Here is a 24,959-nt window from a genome sequence, read left to right as displayed (position 1 = left end):
TACATCTTTTTAACAAGACGAATTGCGCCTCGCCAGGGTCTGCAATTGCGTTTTGTCCGAGTAGTGAGGTTCTGAAATGACAACGATAAACCCGGATATCCAACCCGCTGTACAGCACACTGTACAGGTAGCGATTGCCGGAGCCGGTCCGGTTGGGCTGATGATGGCCAACTATCTGGGCCAGATGGGCATTGAGGTACTGGTGGTGGAGAAACTCGACAAACTGATCGACTATCCACGTGCCATCGGCATTGACGATGAAGCGCTGCGCACCATGCAGTCCGTCGGTCTGGTCGAAAACGTGCTACCGCATACCACGCCATGGCACGCGATGCGCTTTCTTACGCCGAAAGGCCGCTGCTTTGCCGATATCCAGCCGATGACCGACGAATTTGGCTGGTCGCGGCGCAACGCGTTTATTCAGCCACAGGTGGACGCGGTGATGCTGGAAGGGCTGTCGCGTTTTCCCAACGTGCGCTGCCTGTTTTCCCGCGAACTGGAAGCCTTCAGCCAACAGAACGGTGAAGTAACGCTGAATCTGAAAGCCCCGGACGGCCCACGCGAAACGGTGAAAGCCCAGTGGCTGGTGGCCTGCGACGGCGGCGGTAGCAACGTCAGACGGTCGCTGAATGTGCCATTTGAAGGAAAAACCGCGCCAAATCAGTGGATTGTGGTGGATATCGCCAACGATCCGCTCAGCACGCCGCATGTGTATCTGTGCTGCGATCCGGTGCGTCCGTATGTCTCCGCCGCGCTGCCGCACGCGGTGCGCCGCTTTGAATTTATGGTGATGCCGGGAGAAACCGAAGCGCAGCTCAGCGAGCCGCAAAATATGCGCCAGCTGTTGAGCAAAGTATTGCCGAACCCGGATAACGTTGAGCTGATCCGCCAGCGTGTGTATACCCATAACGCCCGCCTGGCCGAACGTTTTCGCATTGACCGTGTGCTGCTGGCCGGCGACGCGGCGCACATTATGCCGGTCTGGCAGGGGCAGGGGTACAACAGCGGCATGCGCGATGCTTTCAATCTGGCGTGGAAACTGGCGCTGGTAATTAACGGCAAAGCTGGAGATGCGCTGCTGGATACCTACCAGCAGGAACGCCGCGACCACGCCAAAGCGATGATCGATCTCTCCGTGACCGCAGGCAACGTACTGGCACCGCCGAAACGCTGGCACGGCGCGGTGCGCGACGGAGTCTCCTGGTTGTTGAACTACCTTCCACCGGTCAAACGCTACTTCCTTGAAATGCGTTTTAAACCGATGCCGCAATACCACTCCGGGGCGCTGGTGCGTGAGGGCGACGCGAAAACTTCTCCGGTCGGCAAGATGTTTATCCAGCCGAAGGTGACGCTGGAAACCGGCGACGTGACGCTGCTCGATAACGTCATTGGGCCGAATTTCGCGGTGATTAGCTGGGGTTGTAACCCGCGGTGGGGCATGAGCGAGGCGCAGATCCAACAGTGGCAGGCGTTGGGCACGCGGTTTATCCAGGTGGTACCGGATACGCAGATTGCCACTGCTCAGGATAACCATGACGGCGTTATCCGCATTGGCGATACGCAAAACCGCCTGCGCACGTGGTTTGCCCGGCACAACGCTTCGCTGGTGGTGATTCGCCCGGACCGCTTCGTAGCCGCCATCGCTATTCCGCAAACTCTGGGCAGCACCCTGAATAAACTGGCATCGGTGATGACCCTCACCCGCGCCAATGCCGCTGTTCCCATTGAAAAGGTCGCCTGATATGCACGCTTATCTTCACTGTCTCTCCCACTCGCCGCTGGTGGGTTACGTCGACCCGGCGCAGACCGTGCTCGACGAGGTTAACGGTGTGATCGCCAGCGCCCGGGCGCGCATTGCGGCGTTTGACCCTGAACTGGTGGTGCTGTTTGCCCCCGATCACTACAACGGTTTTTTCTACGACGTGATGCCGCCGTTCTGTTTAGGCGTGGGAGCCACGGCGATCGGTGATTTCGGCAGTGCGGCGGGGGAACTGCCGGTGCCGACGGATCTCGCTGAAGCCTGCGCCCACGCGGTGATGAAAAGCGGTATCGATCTCGCCGTGTCCTACAACATGCAGGTCGATCATGGTTTCGCCCAGCCGCTGGAGTTTTTACTCGGCGGTCTGGATAAGGTTCCGGTGCTGCCGGTGTTTATTAACGGTGTCGCCACGCCGCTGCCGGGCTTTCAGCGTACCCGCATGCTCGGTGAAGCGATTGGCCGTTTCGCCAGCTCGCTGAATAAGCGCGTACTGTTTTTAGGCTCCGGCGGACTGTCGCATCAGCCGCCGGTACCAGAGCTGGCAAAGGCTGACGCGCATATGCGTGACCGTATGCTCGGCAGCGGTAAACAGCTGCCCGAAAACGAGCGCGAGCTGCGCCAGCAGCGGGTGATCAGCGCCGCCGAGAAGTTCGTGGCCGATCAAAACACGCTGCACCCGCTGAACCCTGTCTGGGATAACCGCTTTATGACCCTGCTTGAGCAGGGGCGCTTGCAGGAGCTGGACGCGATCAGTAACGAAGAGTTGTCTGCGATGGCGGGCAAATCAACGCACGAAGTGAAAACCTGGGTTGCCGCCTTTGCCGCCATTTCTGCCTTTGGCAACTGGCGCTGCGAAGGCCGTTATTACCGCCCGATCCCAGAGTGGATCGCCGGATTCGGCTCCCTGAGCGCTACCACACAGAACTGAAACAGAACTGAACATGCAGGAGAAAACCATGACTTACCAACCGCAAACCGAAGCCGCGACCAGTCGTTTCCTGGAGGTACAAGAAGCTGGTGAAACGCTACGCGTGCATATCAATGACTGTGGGCAGGGCGAAGAAACCGTTGTGCTGCTGCATGGCTCCGGTCCAGGCGCGACCGGCTGGGCGAACTTCAGCCGCAATATTGATCCGCTGGTGCAGGCCGGATACCGGGTGATCCTGCTGGATTGTCCTGGCTGGGGAAAAAGCGATGGGATCGTTAACCGCAGTTCACGTTCGGATCTCAACGCCCGCATCCTGAAAAGCGTGGTCGATCAGTTGGATATTCAGAAAGTCCACCTGCTGGGCAACTCGATGGGCGGCCACAGTTCCGTGGTATTCACCCTGAGCTGGCCGGAGCGCGTGGGCAAGCTGGTGCTGATGGGCGGCGGAACGGGCGGCATGAGCCTGTTTACGCCGATGCCGACCGAAGGTATTAAGCGGCTGAATCAGCTGTACCGCGAGCCAACTATCGAGAACCTGAAGCTGATGATGGATATCTTTGTCTTCGATACCAGCGATCTCACTGAGGCGCTGTTTGAAGCGCGTCTGAACAATATGCTGTCGCGCCGCGATCACCTGGAAAACTTTGTCCAGAGTTTGGAGGCCAACCCGAAACAGTTCCCGGATTTCAGCCCGCGTCTGGGTGAAATCAAAGCCCAGACCCTGATTGTCTGGGGACGCAATGATCGCTTTGTGCCGATGGATGCCGGTCTGCGCCTGCTCTCCGGAATTGCCGGTTCTGAGCTGCATATCTACCGCGACTGCGGGCACTGGGCGCAGTGGGAGCATGCGGATGCCTTTAACCAGCTGGTGCTGAACTTCCTCGCACGCCCTTAAGGAACGGACATGACGAATCATAATCTTGAGCAGCTGGCCGCCGATTTACGTCAGGCTGAAGAAAAAGGGGAAGCTATCGCCCCACTGCGTGAATTGATTGGTGTGGATAACGCCGAAGCGGCCTACGCCATTCAACGCATCAACGTGCAGTATGAAGTGGCGCGCGGGCGTCGCGTGGTCGGGCGCAAAGTAGGGCTGACACACCCGAAAGTGCAGCAGCAACTGGGCGTCGATCAGCCGGACTTCGGTACGCTGTTTGCCGACATGTGCTACGGCGATAACGACACCATTGCGTTTGAGCGCGTGCTGCAACCGCGTATTGAAGCGGAAATCGCGCTGGTGCTGAACCGCGATCTGCCCAATGCCGACACTACTTTTGACGAGCTGTATAACGCCATCGAGTGGGTGCTGCCCGCGCTGGAAGTGGTCGGCAGCCGTATCCGTGACTGGTCAATCAAGTTTGTTGATACCGTGGCGGATAACGCCTCCTGCGGGGTGTATGTGGTCGGCGGCCCGGCACAGCGTCCGGCAGGATTAGATCTGAAAAACTGCGCGATGAAAATGACGCGCAACAACGAAGAGGTTTCCAGCGGGCGCGGCAGCGAATGTCTGGGACATCCGATCAACGCCGCCGTCTGGCTGGCGCGCAAAATGGCCAGCCTCGGCGAGCCGCTACGTGCCGGAGATATCATTCTCACCGGCGCGTTAGGCCCGATGGTGGCGGTGAATGCGGGCGATCGTTTCGAGGCCCATATCGACGGTATTGGTTCAGTTGCCGCCACTTTTTCAGCGGCGGTTACAAAAGGAAGTCAGTCATGAGTAAGCGTAAAGTCGCCATTATCGGCTCCGGCAACATCGGTACCGATTTGATGATAAAAATTCTGCGTCACGGGAAGCATCTGGAAATGGCGGTGATGGTCGGTATCGATCCAGAATCTGATGGTCTGGCGCGTGCCCGACGCATGGGCGTTGCCACCACCCATGAAGGGGTGACAGGGCTTATCGCCATGCCGGAATTCGCCGACATCGACATTGTTTTTGATGCCACCAGCGCAGGCGCGCATGTGAAGAACGACGCCGCGCTGCGCGCCGTTAAACCAGCGATCCGCCTGATCGACCTGACCCCCGCGGCAATCGGCCCGTACTGTGTGCCTGTGGTGAATCTGGAGGCCAACGTTGATCAGCATAACGTTAATATGGTGACCTGCGGCGGGCAGGCGACTATCCCGATGGTGGCGGCGGTTTCTCGCGTGGCAAAAGTCCATTACGCCGAAATTATCGCCTCGATCGCCAGTAAATCTGCGGGTCCAGGCACGCGCGCTAATATCGATGAGTTTACCGAAACCACCTCGAAGGCGATTGAAGTGGTTGGCGGCGCGGCAAAAGGTAAAGCGATTATCGTCCTTAATCCAGCCGAGCCGCCGCTGATGATGCGCGACACGGTGTATGTGCTGAGCGAAGCGGCCTCTGAGGTTGAAGTTGAAGCATCGATTAATGAGATGGTGGCGGCGGTGCAGGCGTACGTGCCGGGCTATCGTCTGAAACAGCGTGTCCAGTTTGAAGTCATCCCGCAGGATAAACCGGTCAATCTGCCGGGCATCGGCCAGTTCTCCGGGCTGAAAACCGCGGTGTATCTGGAAGTGGAAGGCGCGGCGCACTATTTACCTGCCTATGCGGGCAACCTCGACATTATGACCTCCAGCGCGCTGGCGACCGCTGAGAAAATGGCGCAGTCACTCACTCGTCAGGCAGGAGAAGCAGCATGAACGGTAAAAAACTCTATATCTCTGACGTGACCCTGCGCGACGGCATGCACGCCATTCGTCATCAATATTCGCTGGAAAACGTGCGCCAGATTGCCAAAGCGCTGGACGACGCGAGGGTGGATTCAATTGAAGTGGCGCACGGCGACGGTCTGCAGGGTTCCAGTTTTAACTATGGCTTTGGCGCGCACAGCGACCTGGAGTGGATTGAAGCGGCGGCGGATGTGGTCAAGCACGCTAAGATCGCCACGCTGCTGTTGCCGGGCATCGGCACGATTCACGACCTGAAAAATGCCTATCAGGCCGGAGCGCGGGTGGTACGCGTGGCGACTCACTGCACCGAAGCTGACGTGTCAGCCCAGCATATTCAGTATGCGCGCGAGTTAGGTATGGACACCGTCGGCTTTCTGATGATGAGTCATATGACCACGCCGGAAAACCTCGCACAGCAGGCGAAGCTGATGGAAAACTACGGTGCGACCTGTATCTACGTGGTTGATTCAGGTGGGGCGATGAACATGTCTGATATCCGTGACCGCTTCCGCGCCCTGAAAGCGGTGCTGAAGCCGGAAACCGAAACCGGGATGCATGCGCACCACAATCTGAGCCTCGGCGTGGCGAACTCCCTTGCTGCGGTAGAAGAGGGCTGTGACCGCATCGACGCCAGCCTGGCGGGTATGGGCGCAGGCGCGGGTAATGCGCCGCTGGAAGTGTTTATCGCCGCTGCGGATAAGCTTGGCTGGCAGCACGGCACCGATCTCTATGCGCTGATGGATGCCGCCGACGATTTAGTCCGTCCGTTACAGGATCGCCCGGTGCGGGTCGATCGTGAAACGTTGGCACTGGGCTATGCCGGGGTGTACTCAAGCTTCCTGCGCCACTGTGAAGTCGCGGCGGCGCGTTATGGCCTGAGCGCGGTAGATATTCTGGTTGAACTGGGCAAACGCCGGATGGTCGGCGGCCAGGAAGATATGATCGTCGACGTGGCGCTGGATCTGCGCAACAGCAAATAAAAATGATTACGCGGCTGGCAACGTATCAGCCGCGATTCACCTGCATCGTGACCTCTGAGGTACATCTTATGACTACCCGTACCCCCTCATCCTCCCGCCTGACGCTGACCGTCGGGCTGTGTTTTTTAGTCGCCCTGATGGAAGGGCTGGATTTACAGGCCGCCGGGATCGCTGCCGTCGGTATCGCCCATGCATTTGCGCTGGATAAAATGCAGATGGGCTGGATCTTCAGCGCGGGCATTCTCGGGCTGCTGCCCGGCGCGCTGGTGGGCGGCATGCTGGCCGATCGCTATGGCCGCAAGCGCATTCTGATTGCCTCCGTGGCGCTGTTCGGTCTGTTCTCGCTGGCAACAGCGGTTTCCTGGGATTTCTCGTCGCTGGTGTTTGCCCGTCTGATGACCGGCGTCGGGCTGGGCGCGGCGTTGCCGAATCTGATTGCGCTGACTTCCGAGGCGGCGGGTCCGCGTTTTCGCGGTACGGCGGTGAGCCTGATGTACTGCGGTGTACCGATTGGCGCGGCGCTGGCGGCGGCGCTTGGATTTAGCGGTCTGGCGTCCGCCTGGCAAACCGTGTTCTGGGTTGGTGGGGTGATCCCGTTGCTGCTGGTGCCGCTATTGATGCGCTGGCTGCCGGAGTCGCAGGTGTATGCCCAACAAACGCAGGTCGCCGCCGCGCCGCTGCGCGCTCTGTTTGCACCAACCACCGCGACAGCCACGCTGCTGCTGTGGCTGTGCTATTTCTTCACCCTGCTGGTGGTGTATATGCTGATCAACTGGCTGCCGATGCTGCTGGTGGAGCAGGGCTTTCAGCCCTCGCAGGCGGCAGGCGTGATGTTTGCCCTGCAAATTGGCGCGGCCAGCGGGACGTTAATTCTCGGGGCGTTGATGGACAAACTGCGTCCGGTGATCATGTCGCTGCTGATCTACACCGGGATGTTGGCTTCACTGCTGGCGCTGGGCGCGGTATCGTCATTGAGCGGCATGCTGATGGCGGGATTTGTGGCGGGGATGTTTGCCACCGGTGGGCAAAGCGTGTTGTATGCTCTGGCACCATTGTTTTACAGCACACAGATCCGCGCCACCGGCGTGGGCACCGCCGTCGCGGTTGGGCGTCTGGGCGCGATGAGCGGTCCCTTGTTGGCAGGGAAAATGTTAGCGCTTGGCACCGGAACAGTGGGGGTGATGGCAGCTTCAGCGCCGGGTATTTTAGTGGCGGGCCTGGCGGTATTTATTCTGATGAACCGCAAATCGCAGATGCCGATCCCGGCCAGCGGTGCTTAAGCGCTCATTCGCTAGTATGAGTGGGGGGGATACGGTTCCCACTTCCGGGTGAACGCCAGTCGGTGAGGACGTTGCCAGAGTTTAGATAAAGCCTGGCAACGGAGGCGTTATGAGCTGGCGACCCTTTTTGTATTTGATTATTAATCCTCACCCGGTATTAAGCGCCCGGCGCGGGCATCTGCGCCTGGTGCAGGGTTGACTTTGCATTCTGTTAACAAACGCGGTATAACAAACCTTCTTTGGATGTTTAGATGTCCATACGTTCAGAAGGTTATATGCAAACAACACAACAAAATGCGCCACTGAAGCGCACAATGAAAACACGTCATCTGATTATGCTCTCCTTGGGCGGCGTGATTGGCACAGGGTTATTCTTCAATACCGGGTACATCATCTCCACCACCGGGGCGGCGGGAACGCTGCTGGCCTATCTGATTGGCGCGCTGGTAGTCTGGCTGGTCATGCAGTGTCTGGGCGAGCTTTCGGTAGCGATGCCGGAGACCGGGGCGTTTCACGTCTATGCTGCGCGTTATCTCGGCCCTGCAACGGGATATACCGTGGCCTGGCTCTACTGGCTGACCTGGACTGTGGCGCTGGGGTCGAGTTTTACCGCCGCCGGATTCTGTATGCAGTACTGGTTTCCCCAGGTGCCGGTATGGGTCTGGTGCGTGGTGTTCTGCGCGATTATTTTTGGCCTGAATGTTATCTCCACACGCTTTTTTGCCGAAGGGGAGTTCTGGTTCTCGCTGGTAAAAGTGGTCACTATCATCGCTTTTATTATCCTCGGCGGAGCGGCTATTTTTGGTTTCATCCCGATGCAGGATGGTTCGCCCGCGCCGGGGCTGAGTAATATCACGGCGGAAGGCTGGTTCCCACACGGTGGTTTACCGATCCTGATGACGATGGTGGCGGTGAATTTTGCTTTTTCGGGAACCGAGCTTATCGGTATTGCCGCCGGAGAAACAGAAAACCCGAGCAAGGTCATTCCGGTAGCGATTCGTACCACCATCGCGCGACTGATTATTTTCTTTATCGGCACAGTGTTTGTGCTGGCGGCGCTGATCCCGATGCAGCAGGCGGGCGTGGAGAAAAGCCCGTTTGTGCTGGTGTTTGAGAAGGTGGGGATTCCGTATGCCGCCGATATTTTTAACTTCGTGATCCTGACGGCTATTCTTTCCGCGGCGAACTCCGGGCTGTATGCCTCCGGGCGCATGCTGTGGTCGCTGTCGAATGAACGCACGCTGCCAGCCTGTTTTTCCCGAGTGACGAAAAACGGCGTGCCGCTGACGGCGCTGTCGGTCAGTATGCTCGGCGGTGTGCTGGCACTGTTTTCCAGCGTGGTGGCCCCGGACACGGTATTTGTCGCGCTGTCGGCAATCTCCGGGTTCGCGGTGGTGGCGGTGTGGCTGAGCATTTGCGCTTCGCACTTCGTCTTTCGCCGCCGTCATCTGCAGCAGGGTAAGGCATTGAGTGAATTGCATTATCGCGCGCCGTGGTATCCGTTGGTGCCGGTACTGGGATTTGTGCTGTGCCTGGTGGCTTGCGTCGGGCTGGCATTCGATCCAGCGCAGAGAATTGCGCTGTGGTGCGGGGTACCGTTTGTGGCAGTGTGTTATGGTGCTTATTTCCTTACTCAATCGCGTAAAGCCAAACAGGAGCCCGAACATGTCGCAGAATAATCCGTTAAGCGCCATCCTCGAAAAACAGGATTTCCTGCTGCTCGATGGTGCGATGGCGACGGAGCTGGAAGCGCGTGGCTGTAACTTAGCCGATAGCCTGTGGTCAGCCAAAGTGCTGGTCGAAAATCCGGAGCTCATCCGCGAAGTCCATCTCGATTACTACCGGGCGGGGGCGCAGTGTGCGATCACCGCCAGCTATCAGGCGACACCGGCGGGGTTTGCCGCCCGTGGCCTGGATGAAGCGCAGTCGAAAGCGCTGATTGGTAAAAGCGTGGAGCTGGCGCGTAAAGCCCGTGAAGCGTATCTGGCAGAGAACCCCCAGGCGGGCACGCTGCTGGTAGCAGGATCGGTCGGGCCTTACGGCGCGTATCTGGCGGATGGTTCTGAATACCGTGGTGATTACCAACGTAGCGCTGAAGAGTTTCAGGCGTTTCACCGCCCGCGCGTGGAAGCCTTGCTGGATGCCGGGGCCGATCTTCTGGCCTGTGAAACCCTGCCAAATTTTGCCGAAATTAGCGCGCTGGCTGAGTTATTGACCGCATATCCGCGTGCGCGGGCGTGGTTCTCATTTACTCTGCGCGACAGCGAGCACCTGAGCGACGGTACGCCGCTGCGTGACGTGGTTGCGTTGCTGGCGGATTATCCGCAGGTGGTGGCGCTAGGTATTAACTGCATTGCGCTGGAAAACACCACCGCTGCGTTGCAGCATTTACACGGTTTAACGGCGCTGCCGCTGGTGGTGTATCCGAACTCGGGTGAGCACTATGACTCAGTGACCAAGACCTGGCACCATCACGGCAAAGCATGCGCCACGCTGGCGGGATATTTACCCCAGTGGCTGGCGGCGGGCGCGAAGCTGATTGGCGGCTGCTGTCGGACGACGCCGCAGGATATTGCCGAACTGAACGCGCAGCGCTGAGAATCATGCCGGGTGGCGGCTCCGCCTTACCCGGCCTACAAATTGCACAAACAGTAGGCCGGGTAAGCGCAGCGCCACCCGGCACAACTTATGCAACATCCGCCAGCACAAACATCCCGTACGGGTGGATTTCGAGGTAATACTGCTCGCCGACGTCCGGCTGTAAACGCGTAGCGTTGACCTGCAATAAGATCTCCTGCCCGTGCCATTCCACCGTGACTTCATACTGGGGGCCCATATAGGCCACGTGGCGGATCACGCAGCGCTGACTCTCTTCGCCGCGATCGCTGAGCGTGATCGCTTCCGGGCGCACGCCGACCATGCCTTCGCCTTGCGTATCAAAGTGCAGCGGGCGCGGCAGATGATAGCCGTAGATATCAACGTATTGCTCACTGAAGGTGGCCGGGAACAGGTTGGCATCGCCCATAAAGCTCGCCATAAAGCGTGAGGCCGGCTGGCGATAGAGATCCTGCGGCGAGCCTATCTGCATGATGTGCCCCTTGTTCATCACCAGCACGGTATCCGAAACCGCAAAGGCTTCGCTCTGATCGTGGGTGACGTACAGCGAGGTGATATCAAACTGCTTTTGCAGTTCGCGGATCTTGTCGCGCATGCTGCGACGCAGGTTGGCGTCGAGGTTACTTAACGGCTCATCAAACAGCAGCACTTTCGGTTTGAGGATCAACGCGCGGGCCAGCGCTACGCGCTGCTGCTGACCGCCGGAGATCTGATCAACATAGCGCTCTTCGAATCCTTCCAGATCGACCATCGCCAGTGCCTCTTTGACACGGGCTTTCACCTCAGCGCGGGACACGCCGAGCATCTTCAGGCCATAACCAACGTTCTCTCCCAGCGACATATGCGGGAACAGGGCATAGGACTGAAACACCATACAGATATCACGCTGCTGAATTGAGCGATGGGTGACGTCTTCGCCATCAATGAAAATCTGCCCTTCGCTCGGTTTTTCCAGCCCGGCGACCAGGCGCAAAATGGTGGTTTTACCACAACCGGACGGGCCGAGCAGCGTGACCATTTGTCCCTGTGGAATGGTGAGATTGATATTGTCGATTACCGTATTGCTGCCGAATCGTTTGGTGACGTTGCGCAGTTCAACGAAATTTTTCTGAGTCATAGTGCGCTCCATTACGCCTGGTTTTTGGCTTTTGAACGGGAGGTTCGTGATTCACCGATCAGCCAGTCAAAGATGAAAATAATCGCCAGCATCACCACGATCAGAATAGAACCGTAGGCAATCGCCACGCCATATTCGCCGTCTTCCACGCGGTTAAGGATGTAGGCCGTGGCTACGCGGGTATCCGGCGTGACGAGGAACACAATGGCGCTGACGGTGGTAATGGCACGGACAAAGCTGTAGATCAGCGCTGAGAGGATTGCCGGGCGCAGCAGCGGTAGCAGGATGTGCGTAATGGTGCGCAGCGAACCGGCGCGCAGGCTGAGTGAGGCTTCATCCAGTGATTTATCGATCTGGCCGAGTCCCGCAATACCCGCGCGAATGCCGACCGGGACGTTACGCATTACCATCGAGATAATGACAATCGCCGCCGTGCCAGTGAGGTACACCGGAGCGCTGTTAAAGGCCAGAATATATGACACACCCGCGACGGTGCCCGGAACGGCAAAGCACAGCATAGTGGTGAACTCGATGGTCTTCTTACCTTTGAACTGCTGACGCACCACAATCCAGGCGATCAGCAGGCCGAAGATGGCGGTGATCGGCGCGGCAATCCCGGCGTAGAGCAGGGTGTCGAGCAGTGAAGGCCACGCGCCGTCGCTCATCCCCTGGCCGAACAGTTTGGTAAAGTTCGCCAGCGTCAGGGTGTAGTCCACGCCCCAGTTAACGGTGAAACTGCCGTAGAAAATGCTGCCGTACAACAGGGCGTTAAAGGCAATCCACACCGCCAGCAGCGCGACCACGCTCCATACCAGCGTCACAGGTAACGGCTGCACGTCGCCCCGGTAGGATTTACCGGAAACGGTGACGTATGAGCGTTTACCAATCCACATATATTGCACGCAGAACACCAGCAGCGAGAACAGCAGCAGGAAGGCACCCAGCGTACTGGCGGCCTGGTAGTCGAGCTGCGAACCGGTGATGTAGAAGTAGATTTGCGTTGCCAGCACGTCGAAGTTACCGCCGAGCACCAGCGGGTTACTGAAGTCGGCCAGCGATTGCACCACCACAATCAAAAAGGCGTTCGCCAGCGCGGGTTTCAGCAGCGGGACAAACACGCCGTTAAAGGTCTGCCAGCGGCTGGCACGCAGGGTGTACGACGCTTCTTCCAGCGACGGATGAATGGTTTTGATTGCTCCGTCGAGGATCATAAACGCCATCGGAGTGAAGGCCAGCACCTGTGCCAGCCAGATGCCGGTAAAACCGTACAGCCAGTTGGTGTTGGTTAAGCCAAACCATTCGACCATAAATTCGGTGATGTAGCCGGAGCGTCCCATCATCAGCGTGACGCCTAAACCCACGACAAACGGCGGGGTGACGATCGGCAGAATCGAGAAAATTCGTCCAATAATAGCGCTGCGTCTGGCGATACGGGTGGTATAGATAGCCAGTACCAGACCAAAGAAGGTACAGCCGACGCCGACGGCAATCGACAGCATAATCGAGTTGAGGATCACCTGAATGATATGTGCCTGCGACAGCACATTCATAAACGCCAGCGGGGCAAATTCCCCGGCGTCGTTGGTGAACATCGGAATAAAAATAGCGATACTCGGCCAGACGATAAAAATACCGATCAAGGCGACAATCGCGGTGAGCGAACCGATGACGAAACGGTCGCCGCCCAGCCATTCCAGACGGGTGAGCGCCAGGGTCATGATCGCGCCAAGTGCCACAAACAACACTATGGTGGCATAGCCTAAGCCGCGCCCCTCAAGAGTCGCGCTGGCGACGATAAACGCCATACAGAAAAAAGCCCAGCCCGCATCAAGATAATGGCGGCCGCGCTGTTCGCGCCTGGCCTCATGGAACGGACGCACCAGCAGCAGGCTCGGCAGCAGATACCATAACCAACTGATATTGAACTGTGACCAGCCGTAGGCGGCGAGTATTTCCTCGCCAGTCGACTCCAGCAGACCGTAGTCCAGGCTCCAGCTTGGCAGCAGGGCAAATGCCAGCCAGCCAAGCAAAACCCAAAGGAATATCGCATCCCGTTTTTTCACAGGATGGAGTGCAAGTGTGTGTGACATAAGTTTTCCGGTGTTGTGTGTAGGCCCGGTAAGCGTGAGCGCCACCGGGCATTAACCGCAAAATGTGGGCTTATTTACCCATCTTCACTTCGCTAACCCACTTATTGATAAGCTGCTTACGGACTTCGGTCGAACCGTATTTATCCATGTCGTAGTTGATAAGCTTCAGGTCGTCGAGCTTCAGCGAGTTTGGTGAGGTTTCGGCGGTGGTGTTGGTCAGGATCTGATAAGACTTGCCTTTTTTCCACGCCAGTTCCTGAGCATCTTTTGACAGTACCCAGTCAACGAACAGTTTGGCGTTATCGAGGTTGCGCGCGCCTTTCAGGATGCTGACGCCGCCAATTTCATAACCGGTACCTTCGCACGGTGAAATCAGCTCCAGCGGTGCGCCCTGTTCTTTTTCCAGCGAGTAGTCGTGCAGGAAGCCAATGCCAATCGCCGTTTCGCCACGGGCGGCGTTACGCGCTGGGGCAATGCCGGATTTAGTGTATTGAGAGACGTTGGCATTGAGCTGTTTCAGGTAATCAAAGGCCTGATCTTCACCCCACAGTTGAGCAAAAGTCGCCAGCGCGGTATAGGCGGTACCGGAGCTTTGCGGGTCAGCAATCTGGATTTCACCTTTGTATTCCGGTTTGGTCAGATCCTTCCAGCATTTTGGCACCGACAGGTTTTTCTCTTTCAGACGCTGAGTATTGACGCCAAAGCCCAGGATACCGACATAAACCGCGGAGGATAGGTTGCCTTTTACTTTTGCCGGATCGCGGAATTTCTCCATGATCTGCTCGAGATTCGGTGATTTATACGGTTGCAGCAGACCCATTTCGCCCGCCTGAGATTGCGGGTCCAGCGTACCGCCGTACCACACATCCGCCTGTGGGTTTTTCTTCTCGGCATCTACTTTCGCCAGCGTACTGCCCGAGCCGTTGCGAATGAATGAGGTTTTCACATCATATTTGTCGCCGAAGGCTTTGGTTTCGGTTTCACACATCTCGTTCGTGGCGCTGCAATAGACCACCAGACGACCTTGTGCTTGTGCCGTACTGCTGAAGGCCGCCAGCGCCAGAGTAGAGGCAATCAGGGTAGAGGTAAGCGTCAGTTTCATTGTTTTATCCTTTGACTGAGAGAAGGGGTAATGCCCGCAATGAGCAACGGCATCAGCAATAAACCCATAAAGACAGCGGCAACCGAGAGTAAACTGAACATTCCCGACCAGCCGTAATGTTCTATGACCAGCGACAGCGGCCAACCCGCCAGCGCGGCCCCCAGATAGGCGAACAGCCCGAGAAAACCGGTAATTGAACCTGCTGCCGCTTTGTGCCCGCACTCCACTGCCGCGAGGCCAATCAGCATCTGTGGGCCAAACACAAAAAAGCCCACCGTAAAGAAACAGACAGCCAGTAGCGCGTAGTGGTGCACCGGCGCCAGCCACAGCGCGGCGACGGAGACCATCAACCCCAGCGTGAACAGCAAAATCATCGGCGCACGCTGACCGCTGAACAGCAGATCCGATCCCCAGCCGGCAAACAGCGCCCCCAGCAAACCGCCAACTTCAAACAGCATCACCGTGGCATTGGCGCTGAGCAGATTCACGCCATGGCTTTCCGTCAGCCAGATGTTGCCCCAGTCGTTGAGGGCGATGCGGATCAAATAGACCAATACATACGACACGCCGAGCAGCCAGATCATCGGGTTTTTCAGCATGGTGGTACGTAACATTTGCCACAGCCCCATCGGCGGGCTTTGCTGCTCCTGGCGCAGCTCCAGCGGGTCATGCCGCCATTCCCCGACCGTAGGTAATCCCTCTTCCCGGGGCGTGCCTTTCAGTTGCAGGGTGAGCCAGATACCTAACGCCATGCTGATAATCCCTGGTGCCAGCATCGCCGCCTGCCAGCCCCACCAGTGGGCGGCAAAGGCGCTAATCAGCGGGATAATTGCCCCACCGATGTTGATCGACATATTCCAGCAGCCCCACCAGAATCCGCGTTCGTTACGCGAATACCAGTGGGTCAGCAGGCGGGCGCAGGGCGGCCAGCCCCAGCCCTGAAAAAATCCGTTGAGCGTCCAGACCGCCAGCAGTAGCGTCAGCGATTCACCAAACGCGAACAGCACATTTAAAATGCCGGTGGCGAACAGGCCAATGCCCATAAACGCGCGCTGTCCGTGGCTGTCGTGCCATAGCCCGGCGGTGAATTTCGACAAACCATAGGTCAGGTAAAACAGCGATCCCAACAGACCTATATCACTTTTATCCAGTCCCAGATCCATTTGCAGTGCCGGGAGCACGTAGTTAACGCTTTTGCGCGTCAGGTAAAACGCCGCGTACCCGATGACCATGTACATCAGCAGCTGTGGACGCAGCGTCCGGTATTGTTGGTTGATGTCGGTACGCATAGCCGTCTCCGTTTGTGCTGACTATAGGAAAGTGAAATCGAAAGGGGATGAGAGAAAGTCCAGAGTGGCTAAGACTTTTTCCTGGTTAGCGGCTGATTTGTTGCAAATTTGTGGGCAGGTTAACAATTACCCGCGTGCTGCCGTTTGATTCGAGCGTCAGCTCGCCGCCGAGCGCGCTGACCCGCTCACGCATCCCCTGGATACCAAAACCGGGAATTTTTTCAGGAAGAATGCCGACACCGTTGTCCGTGACTTCCAGCAACAGGCAGTGATCCCGTTGGCGCAGCGCAATCGACACCTCGCTGGCATTGGCATGTTTACAGATGTTATTGAGCAATTCCTGCAACAGACGGTACAGCGTAAAGCGCACCGTTTCATTTTCTGGCGTATTTGCCAGTCGGTAATCAAACTGGCAGTGAATACCCCGTTCGGCAAAGGCAAATTCATTGACCAGATGGTGCAGCGCATCTTTAAAAGACAACTCGTCAAGCGCGGGCGGGCGTAGCTGGCGCAGTAACTGACGGGTCGAGTGGTGGATACGCCGGGCAAGATCGTTGATCTGGTTTGCCGCGTCGAGCGTTTGCTCAGAACCCTGCGAACGTTTAACCAGTTGAGACTGAATTTGAATGGCGGTAATGTTCTGGCCAATTTCATCATGCAGTTCCCGCGCCAGGCTTTTGCGCGTGTTTTCTTCGGTGCGGATCAGCTGTTCGGTCAGTGCGCGACGCGCCGCCAGTTCAGTTTCCAGACGCTGGCGATAATGATGCAGATTTTGCGCCAGATGCTGCTGGCGGCTGATGGCGATCCCCAGCCCGATGCCGAGCAGCGCCTGGGTGGCGAGGAAAATCTCCAGCTCCACTAAGTTGCTGAACCCGACGCCGATTTGCCGGGCGATGGTGATCATCATACTGCCGAGCAATCCGGACAACACGCCGCCCTGCCAGCCAAATTTCCACGCCATCACCACGTTCGGTAAGAACACGACAATCAGCAACAGGCGCTCAATCTCCGGCGACAGCACCATCTGGGTGCCGATGCCAATAATAAAAAACAGGCTGCACCAGATGATAAGTGAGGTGCGTAGCGGGGGATTGGTGGTATCCAGACCGAGCAAATGATAGCGGTGTTGCTGGCGTAGAAATTCGTAGATCAGATAGACAAACGGCGTCAGCAGCACACCGCCGGTAAACGATGCCAGCCCAATCAACATCGCCGGGCTTTGGATAAACGGTGAAAGCAGGGCGGTATTGAGCAGCGACGTGACCGTCACCGCGGCCAGCAGCAGCGTTAAGCGCTGCCAGTAAAGCGGGAAGCGGTGCCAGTATGACTGACCGATACTGGCCGGTATCAGGCTTATCAGCGGTGCGGCCAGCAGAAGATAACCGTTGAGTAACTGTTCGTTGTGCAGCCAGAACAACATCAGCACCGGCGGCAATACCAGCGCGGGCCAGTAGCGGCGAGACAGCAGGATCAATAGCGCGAGATAGACGCCGTGCGGCAGAAATAGCGCCGCCTGCTGACCGTTATGGGTCAGGTAAAAACCTAACGTCCACAGCATTAGCCAGCCCGATCCCCAGGCCAGCAGAATAAACAGAGAAATAACCCAATGACGAAGGTTACGCGACATTAATGCCCCGTCAGCAACTGGTGGTCGAGGGCAAAATGCACCAGATCGATGGTGCTGTGGCATTGCAGTTTGCCCAATACGTTCGCGCGATGAACGTGCACCGTTTTATGACTGAGGTCGAGCTTGAAGGCGATCTCTTTCACGCTGTCGCCTTTGACCAACAGCTCAAACACTTCGCGCTCGCGTGGGGTCAGTACTTCCAGTACCTGCGCGGGCTGTTCGCCGCCGCGTAACGCCCGCAGCGCATCGGCACACAGGTAATGCCCGCCCATACCGACCGATCGTACTGCCTGCACCAACTCTTCCGGTCCACAGCGTTTGGTCAGGTAGCCACTGGCCCCGGCATCCAGCGCGCTTTGTACAAACGTCGGCGCGTCATAAATACTGAGAATAATGGCGCGAAAGCCGGGTTTTTGCGCCCGCAGCCGTTTTAGCAGACTCAGACCATTTTCATCCGGCATGGCGATATCCATGACGGCGACATTGACGTCCTCGCGCAGTAATGCCGGCCAGGCCTCTGCCGCACTGCTGTACTGGCCGATAACGGCGAGATCCTCTTCGAGACCGAGTAATTGCGCAAAACCGGAACGCACCACCACATGGTCGTCCACCAGCACAACATGAATCATGATATTGCTCTCTTGCCTGACAAGAATATCTATGATGCCTGCCAGCGCCACGCTGGCAATCATCCAGACGCAGTTATGTTACGGATGTAACAAAATTGTAATAATTTTCCGGGTGTGGTAGGCCGGATAAGGCGCTTGCGCCGCCATCCGGCAACAGTGCCTGATGGCGCTGCGCTTATCAGGCCTACGAATGTCATCTGTAATGAGCGAAATCGCTAACTATTGCCGCTTTTTTTCTAAAAACGCTTTGTTCTTAGCCAGAATTTTTAATTCCTTTATCAAATTGTGCCGCAACGAAATACTGCCTCCATAACAAGACAGGGGAGCAGACAATCATGGCTATTTCATCGCGTAACGCACTTCTCGGTGCACTGGCATTCATCGCATTTCAGGCGCAGGCGGTGAACGTCACCGTCGCCTATCAGACCTCCGCTGAACCGGCCAAAGTAGCGCAGGCAGATAACACCTTTGCTAAAGAGAGCGGGGCCACCGTTGACTGGCGCAAATTCGACAGCGGGGCGAGCATCGTGCGTGCGCTGGCTTCCGGCGACGTGCAGATCGGTAATCTTGGCTCCAGCCCGCTGGCGGTCGCTGCCAGTCAGCAGGTACCGATTGAGGTTTTCCTGCTGGCGTCAAAACTGGGTAGCTCTGAAGCGCTGGTCGTGAAGAAAAATATCAGTAAGCCGGAGGATTTGATCGGCAAACGCATTGCCGTGCCGTTTATTTCCACCACCCATTACAGCCTGCTGGCTGCGCTGAAACACTGGGGGATTAAACCCGGTCAGGTGGAGATTGTGAACCTGCAGCCGCCGGCAATTATTGCCGCCTGGCAGCGTGGCGATATTGATGGTGCTTACGTCTGGGCACCGGCCGTCAATGCACTGGAAAAAGACGGCAAGGTGTTAACCGACTCATCGCAGGTTGGCGAGTGGGGCGCACCGACGCTGGACGTGTGGGTGGTACGCAAAGATTTTGCCGAGAAGCATCCTGATGTGGTGAAAGCCTTTGCCAAAAGCGCTATCGATGCGCAGCAACCTTATATCGCTAATCCCGATGAGTGGCTGAAGCAGCCGGAGAATATCAGCAAATTGTCGCGTTTAAGCGGCGTGCCGGAAGCGGATGTGCCGGGACTGGTGAAAGGTAACACTTACCTGACGCCGCAACAGCAGACTGCCGAACTGACCGGATCGGTGAACAAAGCCATTATCGACACCGCGCAGTTCCTCAAAGAGCAGGGCAAAGTCCCCGCCGTCGCGACGGATTACAGCCAGTACGTTACCGATCGCTTCGTGCAATAAAAGGAGGCGCTGATGCTGCAAATCTCTCACCTCGCAGCCAGCTACGGTGGAAAACCGGTGCTGGATGATATCAACCTGTCGCTTGATAGCGGCGAACTGCTGGTGGTACTCGGGCCTTCCGGCTGCGGCAAAACCACGCTGCTAAATCTGATTGCCGGGTTTGTGCCGTATCAGCACGGCAGCATTACGCTGTCAGGTAAGAAGGTGGAAGGTCCGGGCGCGGAACGCGGGGTGGTATTCCAGAACGAAGGTCTGCTGCCCTGGCGTAACGTGCAGGATAATGTGGCCTTTGGTCTGCAACTGGCAGGGGTAGAGAAAGTGCAGCGTCAGCGTATCGCCCTGGAGATGTTGCAGAAAGTCGGGCTGGAGGACGCGGGCAAACGCTTTATCTGGCAGCTTTCCGGTGGACAGCGGCAGCGTGTTGGCATTGCGCGGGCGCTGGCGGCCAATCCACAGTTGTTGTTGTTGGATGAACCTTTTGGCGCGCTCGACGCCTTTACTCGTGAGCAGATGCAAACCCTGCTGCTGAAGCTGTGGCATGAGACCGGCAAACAGGTGCTGTTGATTACGCACGATATTGAAGAAGCGGTGTTTATGGCGACAGAGCTGGTATTGCTGTCGCCAGGCCCTGGTCGGGTGATGGAGCGTCTGCCGCTTAATTTTGCCCGGCGCTTTGTGGCCGGGGAAGCGAGCCGCAGCATTAAGTCCGATCCGCAGTTTATCGCCATGCGCGAGTACGTGTTAGGTCGCGTCTTTGAACAACGGGAGGCATTTTCATGAGCGTGGTGATTAATGATAAACCCCGTCGCCAGCGCGCGCTCAACTGGCGCTGGCCGTTCTCGCGGCAGATTACCTTAAGCCTTGGTACGTTGGCCGTCATTCTGGCGGTGTGGTGGACGGTGGCAGCGCTGCAATTAATCAGCCCGCTGTTTTTGCCAGCGCCCGGTCAGGTACTGCAAAAGTTGATCACCATCGCTGGGCCACAAGGATTTATGGATGCCACGTTATGGCAGCATCTGGCAGCGAGCCTGGCGCGAATTGTCATCGCCCTGCTGGCGGCGGTGCTGCTGGGCGTCCCGGTTGGGATCGCGATGGGGCTGAGTCCGACAATTCGCGGCATTCTCGATCCGATCATTGAATTATACCGTCCGGTTCCGCCGCTGGCCTATTTACCGCTGATGGTGATCTGGTTTGGTATTGGTGAAACCTCCAAGATCTTATTGATCTACCTGGCGATTTTCGCGCCTGTTGCGATGTCGGCGCTGGCCGGTGTCCGCAGTGCGCAGCAGGTGAGAGTACGCGCCGCACAATCACTCGGGGCCAGCCGTGCGCAGGTGTTGTGGTTTGTTATTTTACCCGGTGCATTGCCTGAAATTCTGACCGGGCTGCGCATCGGGCTGGGTGTCGGCTGGTCAACGCTGGTGGCCGCGGAGTTGATTGCCGCCACGCGAGGTTTGGGTTTTATGGTCCAGTCCGCCGGTGAATTTCTGGCAACGGATGTGGTGCTGGCGGGGATCGCGGTGATTGCCGTTATCGCCTTTATTTTAGAACTGGGTCTGCGCGCGCTTCAGCGTCGTCTGACGCCCTGGCATGGAGAAGTACAATGAGTGAACGTCTGAGCATTACCCCGCTGGGGCCGTATATTGGCGCACAAATTTCCGGTGCGGACCTGACGCGTCCGCTAAGCGATAACCAGTTTGAGCAGCTTTATCATGCGGTGCTGCGCCATCAGGTGGTGTTCCTGCGTGAGCAGGTGATTACGCCGCAGCAGCAGAGAGCGCTGGCGCTACGTTTTGGCGATCTTCATATTCATCCGGTCTACCCGCACGCCGAGGACGTGGAGGAGATTATCGTGCTGGATACTCACAACGATAATCCGCCGGATAACGATAACTGGCACACCGATGTGACCTTTATCGACACGCCGCCAGCCGGGGCAATTCTGGCAGCAAAAACGCTGCCTTCGACCGGTGGCGATACGCTGTGGACCAGTGGAATTGCCGCTTATGAGGCGCTCTCTGAGCCGTTTCGTCAGTTGCTGAGCGGCCTGCGGGCAGAGCATGATTTCCGCAAATCGTTCCAGGAGTTCAAGTACCGTAAGACGGAAGAAGAGCACCAGCGCTGGCTGGAAGCGGTGGCGAAGCATCCGCCTCTGTTACACCCAGTGGTGCGTACGCATCCGGTAAGCGGGAAGCAGGCGCTGTTCGTGAACGAGGGATTTACCACGCGGATTGTGGATGTCACGGAGAAAGAGAGCGAAGCGCTACTCGGGTTCCTGTTTGCGCATGTCACTAAACCAGAGTTTCAGGTGCGCTGGCGCTGGCAGCCTGACGATGTGGCGATTTGGGATAACCGCGTGACGCAGCATTACGCCAATGCGGATTATCTGCCGCAGCGGCGCATTATGCATCGGGCCACGATTTTAGGGGATAAGCCGTTCTATCGTGCGTCGTGAGTTCCTGACAGGTGCCGATTGTAGGCCGGATAAGCGTAGCGCCATCCGGCATCGTGCCGGATGGCGGCGTAAACGCCTTATCCGGCCTACAAACCTAAATGCGGTCCGATATACCGCTGGTAGCGATTTGCCTTCAGATACGTTAAATCTACCAGTACCAGGCCATCCACGCAGTTGTTAAAGTCCGGGTCGCTGCCAAAGTCGATAAACTGTACGCCACCTGGCTCACACACTTCGGAATATTGCTTGTAGAGTGGTGGAATCCCACAACCAAGGTTGCCGAGCAGCGACTTCAGCCGCGTCAGGTCTTCACTGTAATTTTCCCCGCCAAACTGCGCCAGTGCGTCGGGTAACGAGGCCGGGTACGGTCGGCGTGACTCCGCCAGCGGATGTGTTGCCGGAAACCACAGGCGATAAAAGGCAACCAGCAAATCGCGGGCCGAAGGCGGTAGCCCACCAGAAATAGAAACCGGGCCAAACAGGTAGCGATAGTGTGGATGGCGCGCCAGATACGCGCCGATACCGGACCACAGATAGTCCAGGCCGCGGCGTCCCCAGTAGCGTGGCTGAATAAAGCTGCGCCCCAGCTCAATGCCGTGCTGGAGGATATCGTCCATCCGTTCGTCGTAATGAAACAGGCTATAGCTGTAAATGCCGTCCAGCCCGCGCTTTTCCATCTGTAGGGCGGTCGGCATAAAGCGGTAGGCACCGACGATCTCCAAATCGTCTTCATCCCACAGGATCAGATGCAGGTAGTCATCGTCGTAACTGTCGATGTCGCGGCGTTTGCCGCTACCTTCACCTACCGCGCGGAAGGCGATTTCCCGCAGGCGGCCCAGCTCACGTAGCAACGGAACCTCTTCCTGGCCATTACGCTGCCATAGATAGATAACCTTACCGTCTGCTGTACGCCCCAGGCACTCGGCCTGGTGTAGCTCGCGCTTGAGCAGGGCCCGGGGTTCCGGGCGAGCGATCGCGCTTTCGGTTTTAAAGACGCCCGGCAGTCCTTTCCCCAGTAGCTGAACGTGTCGGTAGCACTTGTCTGTCATTTCTCGCGGCGTAGTTTGTGGGTTACACCATGTCGTCCACGCAATTTGCTCGCCAATGGTCACCGGCAGGTTGCTGTTCCGGCGGCGAAACATTTGCTGCATTAACAACAGCATCGGCAGGTTTTGCGATACCAGTGCGCTGGCATAAAACAGCGTACTGTTGCGTGCCTCAATCCACGCAGGTAAGAGCGGTGCGCGGTATTTGGCGGCGAGCTTAATAAAGCCGGAGTGCCATTTTTTATCGTGAATGCCGCGCCGGGTTATGCGCGAAACTTCACCGGCCGGGAAGAAGATCAGCACACCGCCGTTTTGCAACTGTCGATCCATCAGCTGTAGCGCTGCTTTAGCGGTGCGGCCATTGATATTATCCACCGGAATAAACAGCGAACTGAGCGGTTCGAGATGAGTGAGCATGCGGTTGGTGACGACTTTAACATCGCGGCGAACGCGAGAAACGGCGTACAGCAGGGCCAGGCCGTCGAGTGTGCCGGTAGGGTGGTTGGCGATGATAACCAGCGGCCCTTGTTCGGGAATTTGTTCCAGACTACGGACCGGAATTTGACAGTGAATGTTGAGATGCTCCAGCACCTGTTCAACGGTATCTAACCCTTTCAGATGGCGGTGACGAGCGGCAAACTGTTGGAATTCCTCTTCATGTAACAGTTTTCTCAGCACTTTTTTTTGCCACGGGGCGGGCCTCGCCTCTGGCCACAGGTCGTCGATGACATTGTCGAGACTAAACATAGCGGCTCCTCCTCTGTCCTTTTGTGACAGTAGAAGGGCGATGTGTCGGTTAGATGGCGGTTTGGTGACGTTTTATGATAAAACGCCCCGCAGTGCAGGGCGTTGAAAGGAATTAACGCAGGATTTTTTTCTCAGCCAGATCGAGTGCGAAGTAGCTGAAAATCAGATCCGCGCCAGCGCGCTTGATCGAGCCTAAGCTTTCCAGCACCACTTTCTCTTCATCTATAGCACCCGCCATCGCCGCGAATTTGATCATCGCGTATTCACCGCTGACTTGATAAGCGCCAATCGGCAGCTCGGTGCGCTCGCGGATATCGCGCAGAATATCGAGGTATGCGCCAGCCGGTTTGACCATCAGGCAGTCTGCGCCCTGGGCTTCATCCAGCAGCGATTCGCGGATCGCTTCCCGACGGTTCATCGGGTTCATCTGATAGGTTTTACGATCGCCTTTCAGCGCAGTGCCTGCGGCTTCACGGAACGGGCCGTAGAAAGAAGAGGCAAATTTCGTGGAGTAGGACATGATCGCCGTATCGGTGAAGCCCGCAGCGTCCAGCGCCTGGCGAATCGCCTGCACCTGGCCGTCCATCGCGGCGGAAGGCGCGATGAAGTCAGCACCCGCAGCGGCGGCAACCACCGCCTGCTTGCCAAGATTGGCCAGGGTTAAATCGTTATCAACGCCGTGCTCGCATAATACGCCGCAGTGACCGTGCGAAGTGTATTCACAGAAGCAGGTGTCGGACATGACGATCATTTCAGGTACGGTCTGCTTACAGATACGCGACATGCGCGCCACCAGACCGTCTTCTCTCCATGCATCGCTGCCGGTGTCATCGGTGTGGTGGGAAATACCGAAGGTCATGACTGAGCGGATGCCTGCATTAGCAATGCGTTCAATTTCGCGTGCCAGATGCTTCTCCGGAATGCGCATCACGCCTGGCATGGCCTCGATAGCTTTGTAATCGTCGAGTTCTTCTTCAACAAAGATCGGCAACACCAGGTCATTTAAGCTCAGTGTTGTCTCTTCAAACATAGCGCGCAGCGCAGGTGATTTGCGCAGGCGGCGAGGGCGTTGGATTAGGTCTGTCATGGTATGCCTGATGTTTGTGAAATCGAAGGCCGTAGTATACCCGAACCTGAGGGCGGGTGGTTTACGAAAGTTGGCTTTATATTTGGATTTCCCGTGGCGAAAGGCTGAATCATTAGAGCAATTTATTCACATGCATGACAATTTATTTATATTCATTATTTTGTTTATTTTTGTTTTTATTATTTTAAATGTTGATGTGTTTATTTGGCACGTAACGT

The 24,959-nt window shown here is 57.0% G+C and carries 21 protein-coding genes; 13 read left to right on the top strand and 8 right to left on the bottom strand.

What is annotated here, in order from left to right; genetic code table 11:
• Positions 1-76: 76 nt before the first annotated feature.
• From I6L54_RS20060 to mmuM, 9 genes are all read left to right on the top strand, one after another.
• Entirely contained in the window at positions 77-1,741 is a 1,665-nt protein-coding gene (locus I6L54_RS20060; protein WP_040232800.1) for a bifunctional 3-(3-hydroxy-phenyl)propionate/3-hydroxycinnamic acid hydroxylase, read from the top strand.
• 1 nt (position 1,742) lies between these two features.
• Entirely contained in the window at positions 1,743-2,687 is a 945-nt protein-coding gene (mhpB, locus tag I6L54_RS20055; RefSeq protein WP_040232799.1) for a 2,3-dihydroxyphenylpropionate/2,3-dihydroxicinnamic acid 1,2-dioxygenase, read from the top strand.
• Positions 2,688-2,715: 28 nt separating this feature from the next.
• Positions 2,716-3,582, top strand: a complete 867-nt coding sequence (gene mhpC, locus I6L54_RS20050; protein WP_040232797.1) for a 2-hydroxy-6-oxonona-2,4-dienedioate hydrolase — start codon at positions 2,716-2,718, stop codon at positions 3,580-3,582.
• A 9-nt stretch (positions 3,583-3,591) separates the two neighbouring features.
• Positions 3,592-4,401 (top strand): 2-keto-4-pentenoate hydratase, encoded by an 810-nt coding sequence (mhpD, locus tag I6L54_RS20045; RefSeq protein ID WP_040232796.1) that lies wholly within the window; start codon positions 3,592-3,594, stop codon positions 4,399-4,401.
• Positions 4,398-5,348, top strand: a complete 951-nt coding sequence (mhpF, locus tag I6L54_RS20040; protein ID WP_040232795.1) for an acetaldehyde dehydrogenase — start codon at positions 4,398-4,400, stop codon at positions 5,346-5,348. The genes mhpD and mhpF overlap by 4 nt, the downstream gene beginning before the upstream one ends.
• A complete protein-coding gene (gene mhpE, locus I6L54_RS20035) occupies positions 5,345-6,358 on the top strand; it encodes a 4-hydroxy-2-oxovalerate aldolase (RefSeq protein WP_040232793.1) in 1,014 nt (337 codons plus the stop codon). Before mhpF ends, mhpE begins: the two co-directional genes overlap by 4 nt.
• A 68-nt stretch (positions 6,359-6,426) precedes the next feature.
• The gene (gene mhpT / locus I6L54_RS20030) at positions 6,427-7,638 is read left to right on the top strand and encodes a 3-(3-hydroxy-phenyl)propionate transporter MhpT (RefSeq protein ID WP_040232901.1); all 1,212 of its coding nucleotides are present in this window, start codon (positions 6,427-6,429) and stop codon (positions 7,636-7,638) included.
• Positions 7,639-7,913: 275 nt separating this feature from the next.
• A complete protein-coding gene (gene mmuP, locus I6L54_RS20025; protein WP_040232790.1) occupies positions 7,914-9,317 on the top strand; it encodes an S-methylmethionine permease in 1,404 nt (467 codons plus the stop codon).
• Positions 9,304-10,236: a homocysteine S-methyltransferase gene (gene mmuM / locus I6L54_RS20020; protein WP_005125025.1), complete on the top strand. Its 933-nt coding sequence runs from the start codon at positions 9,304-9,306 to the stop codon at positions 10,234-10,236. The genes mmuP and mmuM overlap by 14 nt, the downstream gene beginning before the upstream one ends.
• A gap of 88 nt (positions 10,237-10,324) precedes the next feature.
• Here mmuM and fbpC read toward each other — a convergent pair whose 3' ends face one another.
• From fbpC to I6L54_RS19990, 6 genes are all read right to left on the bottom strand, one after another.
• Positions 10,325-11,371: a ferric ABC transporter ATP-binding protein gene (fbpC, locus tag I6L54_RS20015; RefSeq protein WP_040232788.1), complete on the bottom strand. Its 1,047-nt coding sequence runs from the start codon at positions 11,369-11,371 to the stop codon at positions 10,325-10,327.
• 11 nt (positions 11,372-11,382) lie between these two features.
• A complete protein-coding gene (locus tag I6L54_RS20010) occupies positions 11,383-13,461 on the bottom strand; it encodes an ABC transporter permease (protein WP_040232787.1) in 2,079 nt (692 codons plus the stop codon).
• Positions 13,462-13,531: 70 nt separating this feature from the next.
• Complete coding sequence (locus I6L54_RS20005) at positions 13,532-14,563, bottom strand: ABC transporter substrate-binding protein (RefSeq protein ID WP_005125022.1); 1,032 nt, start codon at positions 14,561-14,563, stop codon at positions 13,532-13,534.
• Positions 14,560-15,852: an MFS transporter family glucose-6-phosphate receptor UhpC gene (gene uhpC, locus I6L54_RS20000; protein ID WP_040232785.1), complete on the bottom strand. Its 1,293-nt coding sequence runs from the start codon at positions 15,850-15,852 to the stop codon at positions 14,560-14,562. The genes I6L54_RS20005 and uhpC overlap by 4 nt, the downstream gene beginning before the upstream one ends.
• Positions 15,853-15,937: 85 nt before the next feature.
• Positions 15,938-17,479: an MASE1 domain-containing sensor histidine kinase gene (locus tag I6L54_RS19995; protein WP_040232782.1), complete on the bottom strand. Its 1,542-nt coding sequence runs from the start codon at positions 17,477-17,479 to the stop codon at positions 15,938-15,940.
• Entirely contained in the window at positions 17,479-18,108 is a 630-nt protein-coding gene (locus tag I6L54_RS19990; RefSeq protein WP_005125019.1) for a response regulator transcription factor, read from the bottom strand. Before I6L54_RS19990 ends, I6L54_RS19995 begins: the two co-directional genes overlap by 1 nt.
• 335 nt (positions 18,109-18,443) lie before the next feature.
• Between I6L54_RS19990 and tauA the strand changes: the two genes are divergently transcribed.
• From tauA to tauD, 4 genes are read left to right on the top strand one after another with little or no spacing between them, the layout of a single operon-like run.
• On the top strand, positions 18,444-19,406 hold the full coding sequence (tauA, locus tag I6L54_RS19985; protein ID WP_040232781.1) for a taurine ABC transporter substrate-binding protein: 963 nt from the start codon (positions 18,444-18,446) through the stop codon (positions 19,404-19,406).
• 12 nt (positions 19,407-19,418) lie between these two features.
• Positions 19,419-20,186, top strand: coding sequence for a taurine ABC transporter ATP-binding subunit (gene tauB / locus I6L54_RS19980; protein WP_040232780.1), 768 nt, complete (start codon positions 19,419-19,421; stop codon positions 20,184-20,186).
• Positions 20,183-21,013, top strand: a complete 831-nt coding sequence (gene tauC, locus I6L54_RS19975; RefSeq protein WP_040232778.1) for a taurine ABC transporter permease TauC — start codon at positions 20,183-20,185, stop codon at positions 21,011-21,013. Before tauB ends, tauC begins: the two co-directional genes overlap by 4 nt.
• Positions 21,010-21,861, top strand: coding sequence for a taurine dioxygenase (gene tauD, locus I6L54_RS19970; protein ID WP_040232776.1), 852 nt, complete (start codon positions 21,010-21,012; stop codon positions 21,859-21,861). The genes tauC and tauD overlap by 4 nt, the downstream gene beginning before the upstream one ends.
• A gap of 86 nt (positions 21,862-21,947) precedes the next feature.
• Here the strand turns inward: tauD and olsF are convergent, their stop codons facing one another.
• Positions 21,948-23,654, bottom strand: coding sequence for a bifunctional ornithine lipid synthase OlsF (gene olsF, locus I6L54_RS19965; protein WP_040232775.1), 1,707 nt, complete (start codon positions 23,652-23,654; stop codon positions 21,948-21,950).
• 112 nt (positions 23,655-23,766) lie between these two features.
• Entirely contained in the window at positions 23,767-24,741 is a 975-nt protein-coding gene (gene hemB, locus I6L54_RS19960) for a porphobilinogen synthase (protein WP_005125012.1), read from the bottom strand.
• Positions 24,742-24,959: the final 218 nt, after the last annotated feature.

It is taken from the genome of Citrobacter pasteurii, assembly GCF_019047765.1.
Taxonomy (GTDB): domain Bacteria; phylum Pseudomonadota; class Gammaproteobacteria; order Enterobacterales; family Enterobacteriaceae; genus Citrobacter; species Citrobacter pasteurii.
The sequence above is the reverse complement of the archived record's forward strand: the minus strand, read 5'-3'. Positions and strand labels throughout refer to the sequence as shown.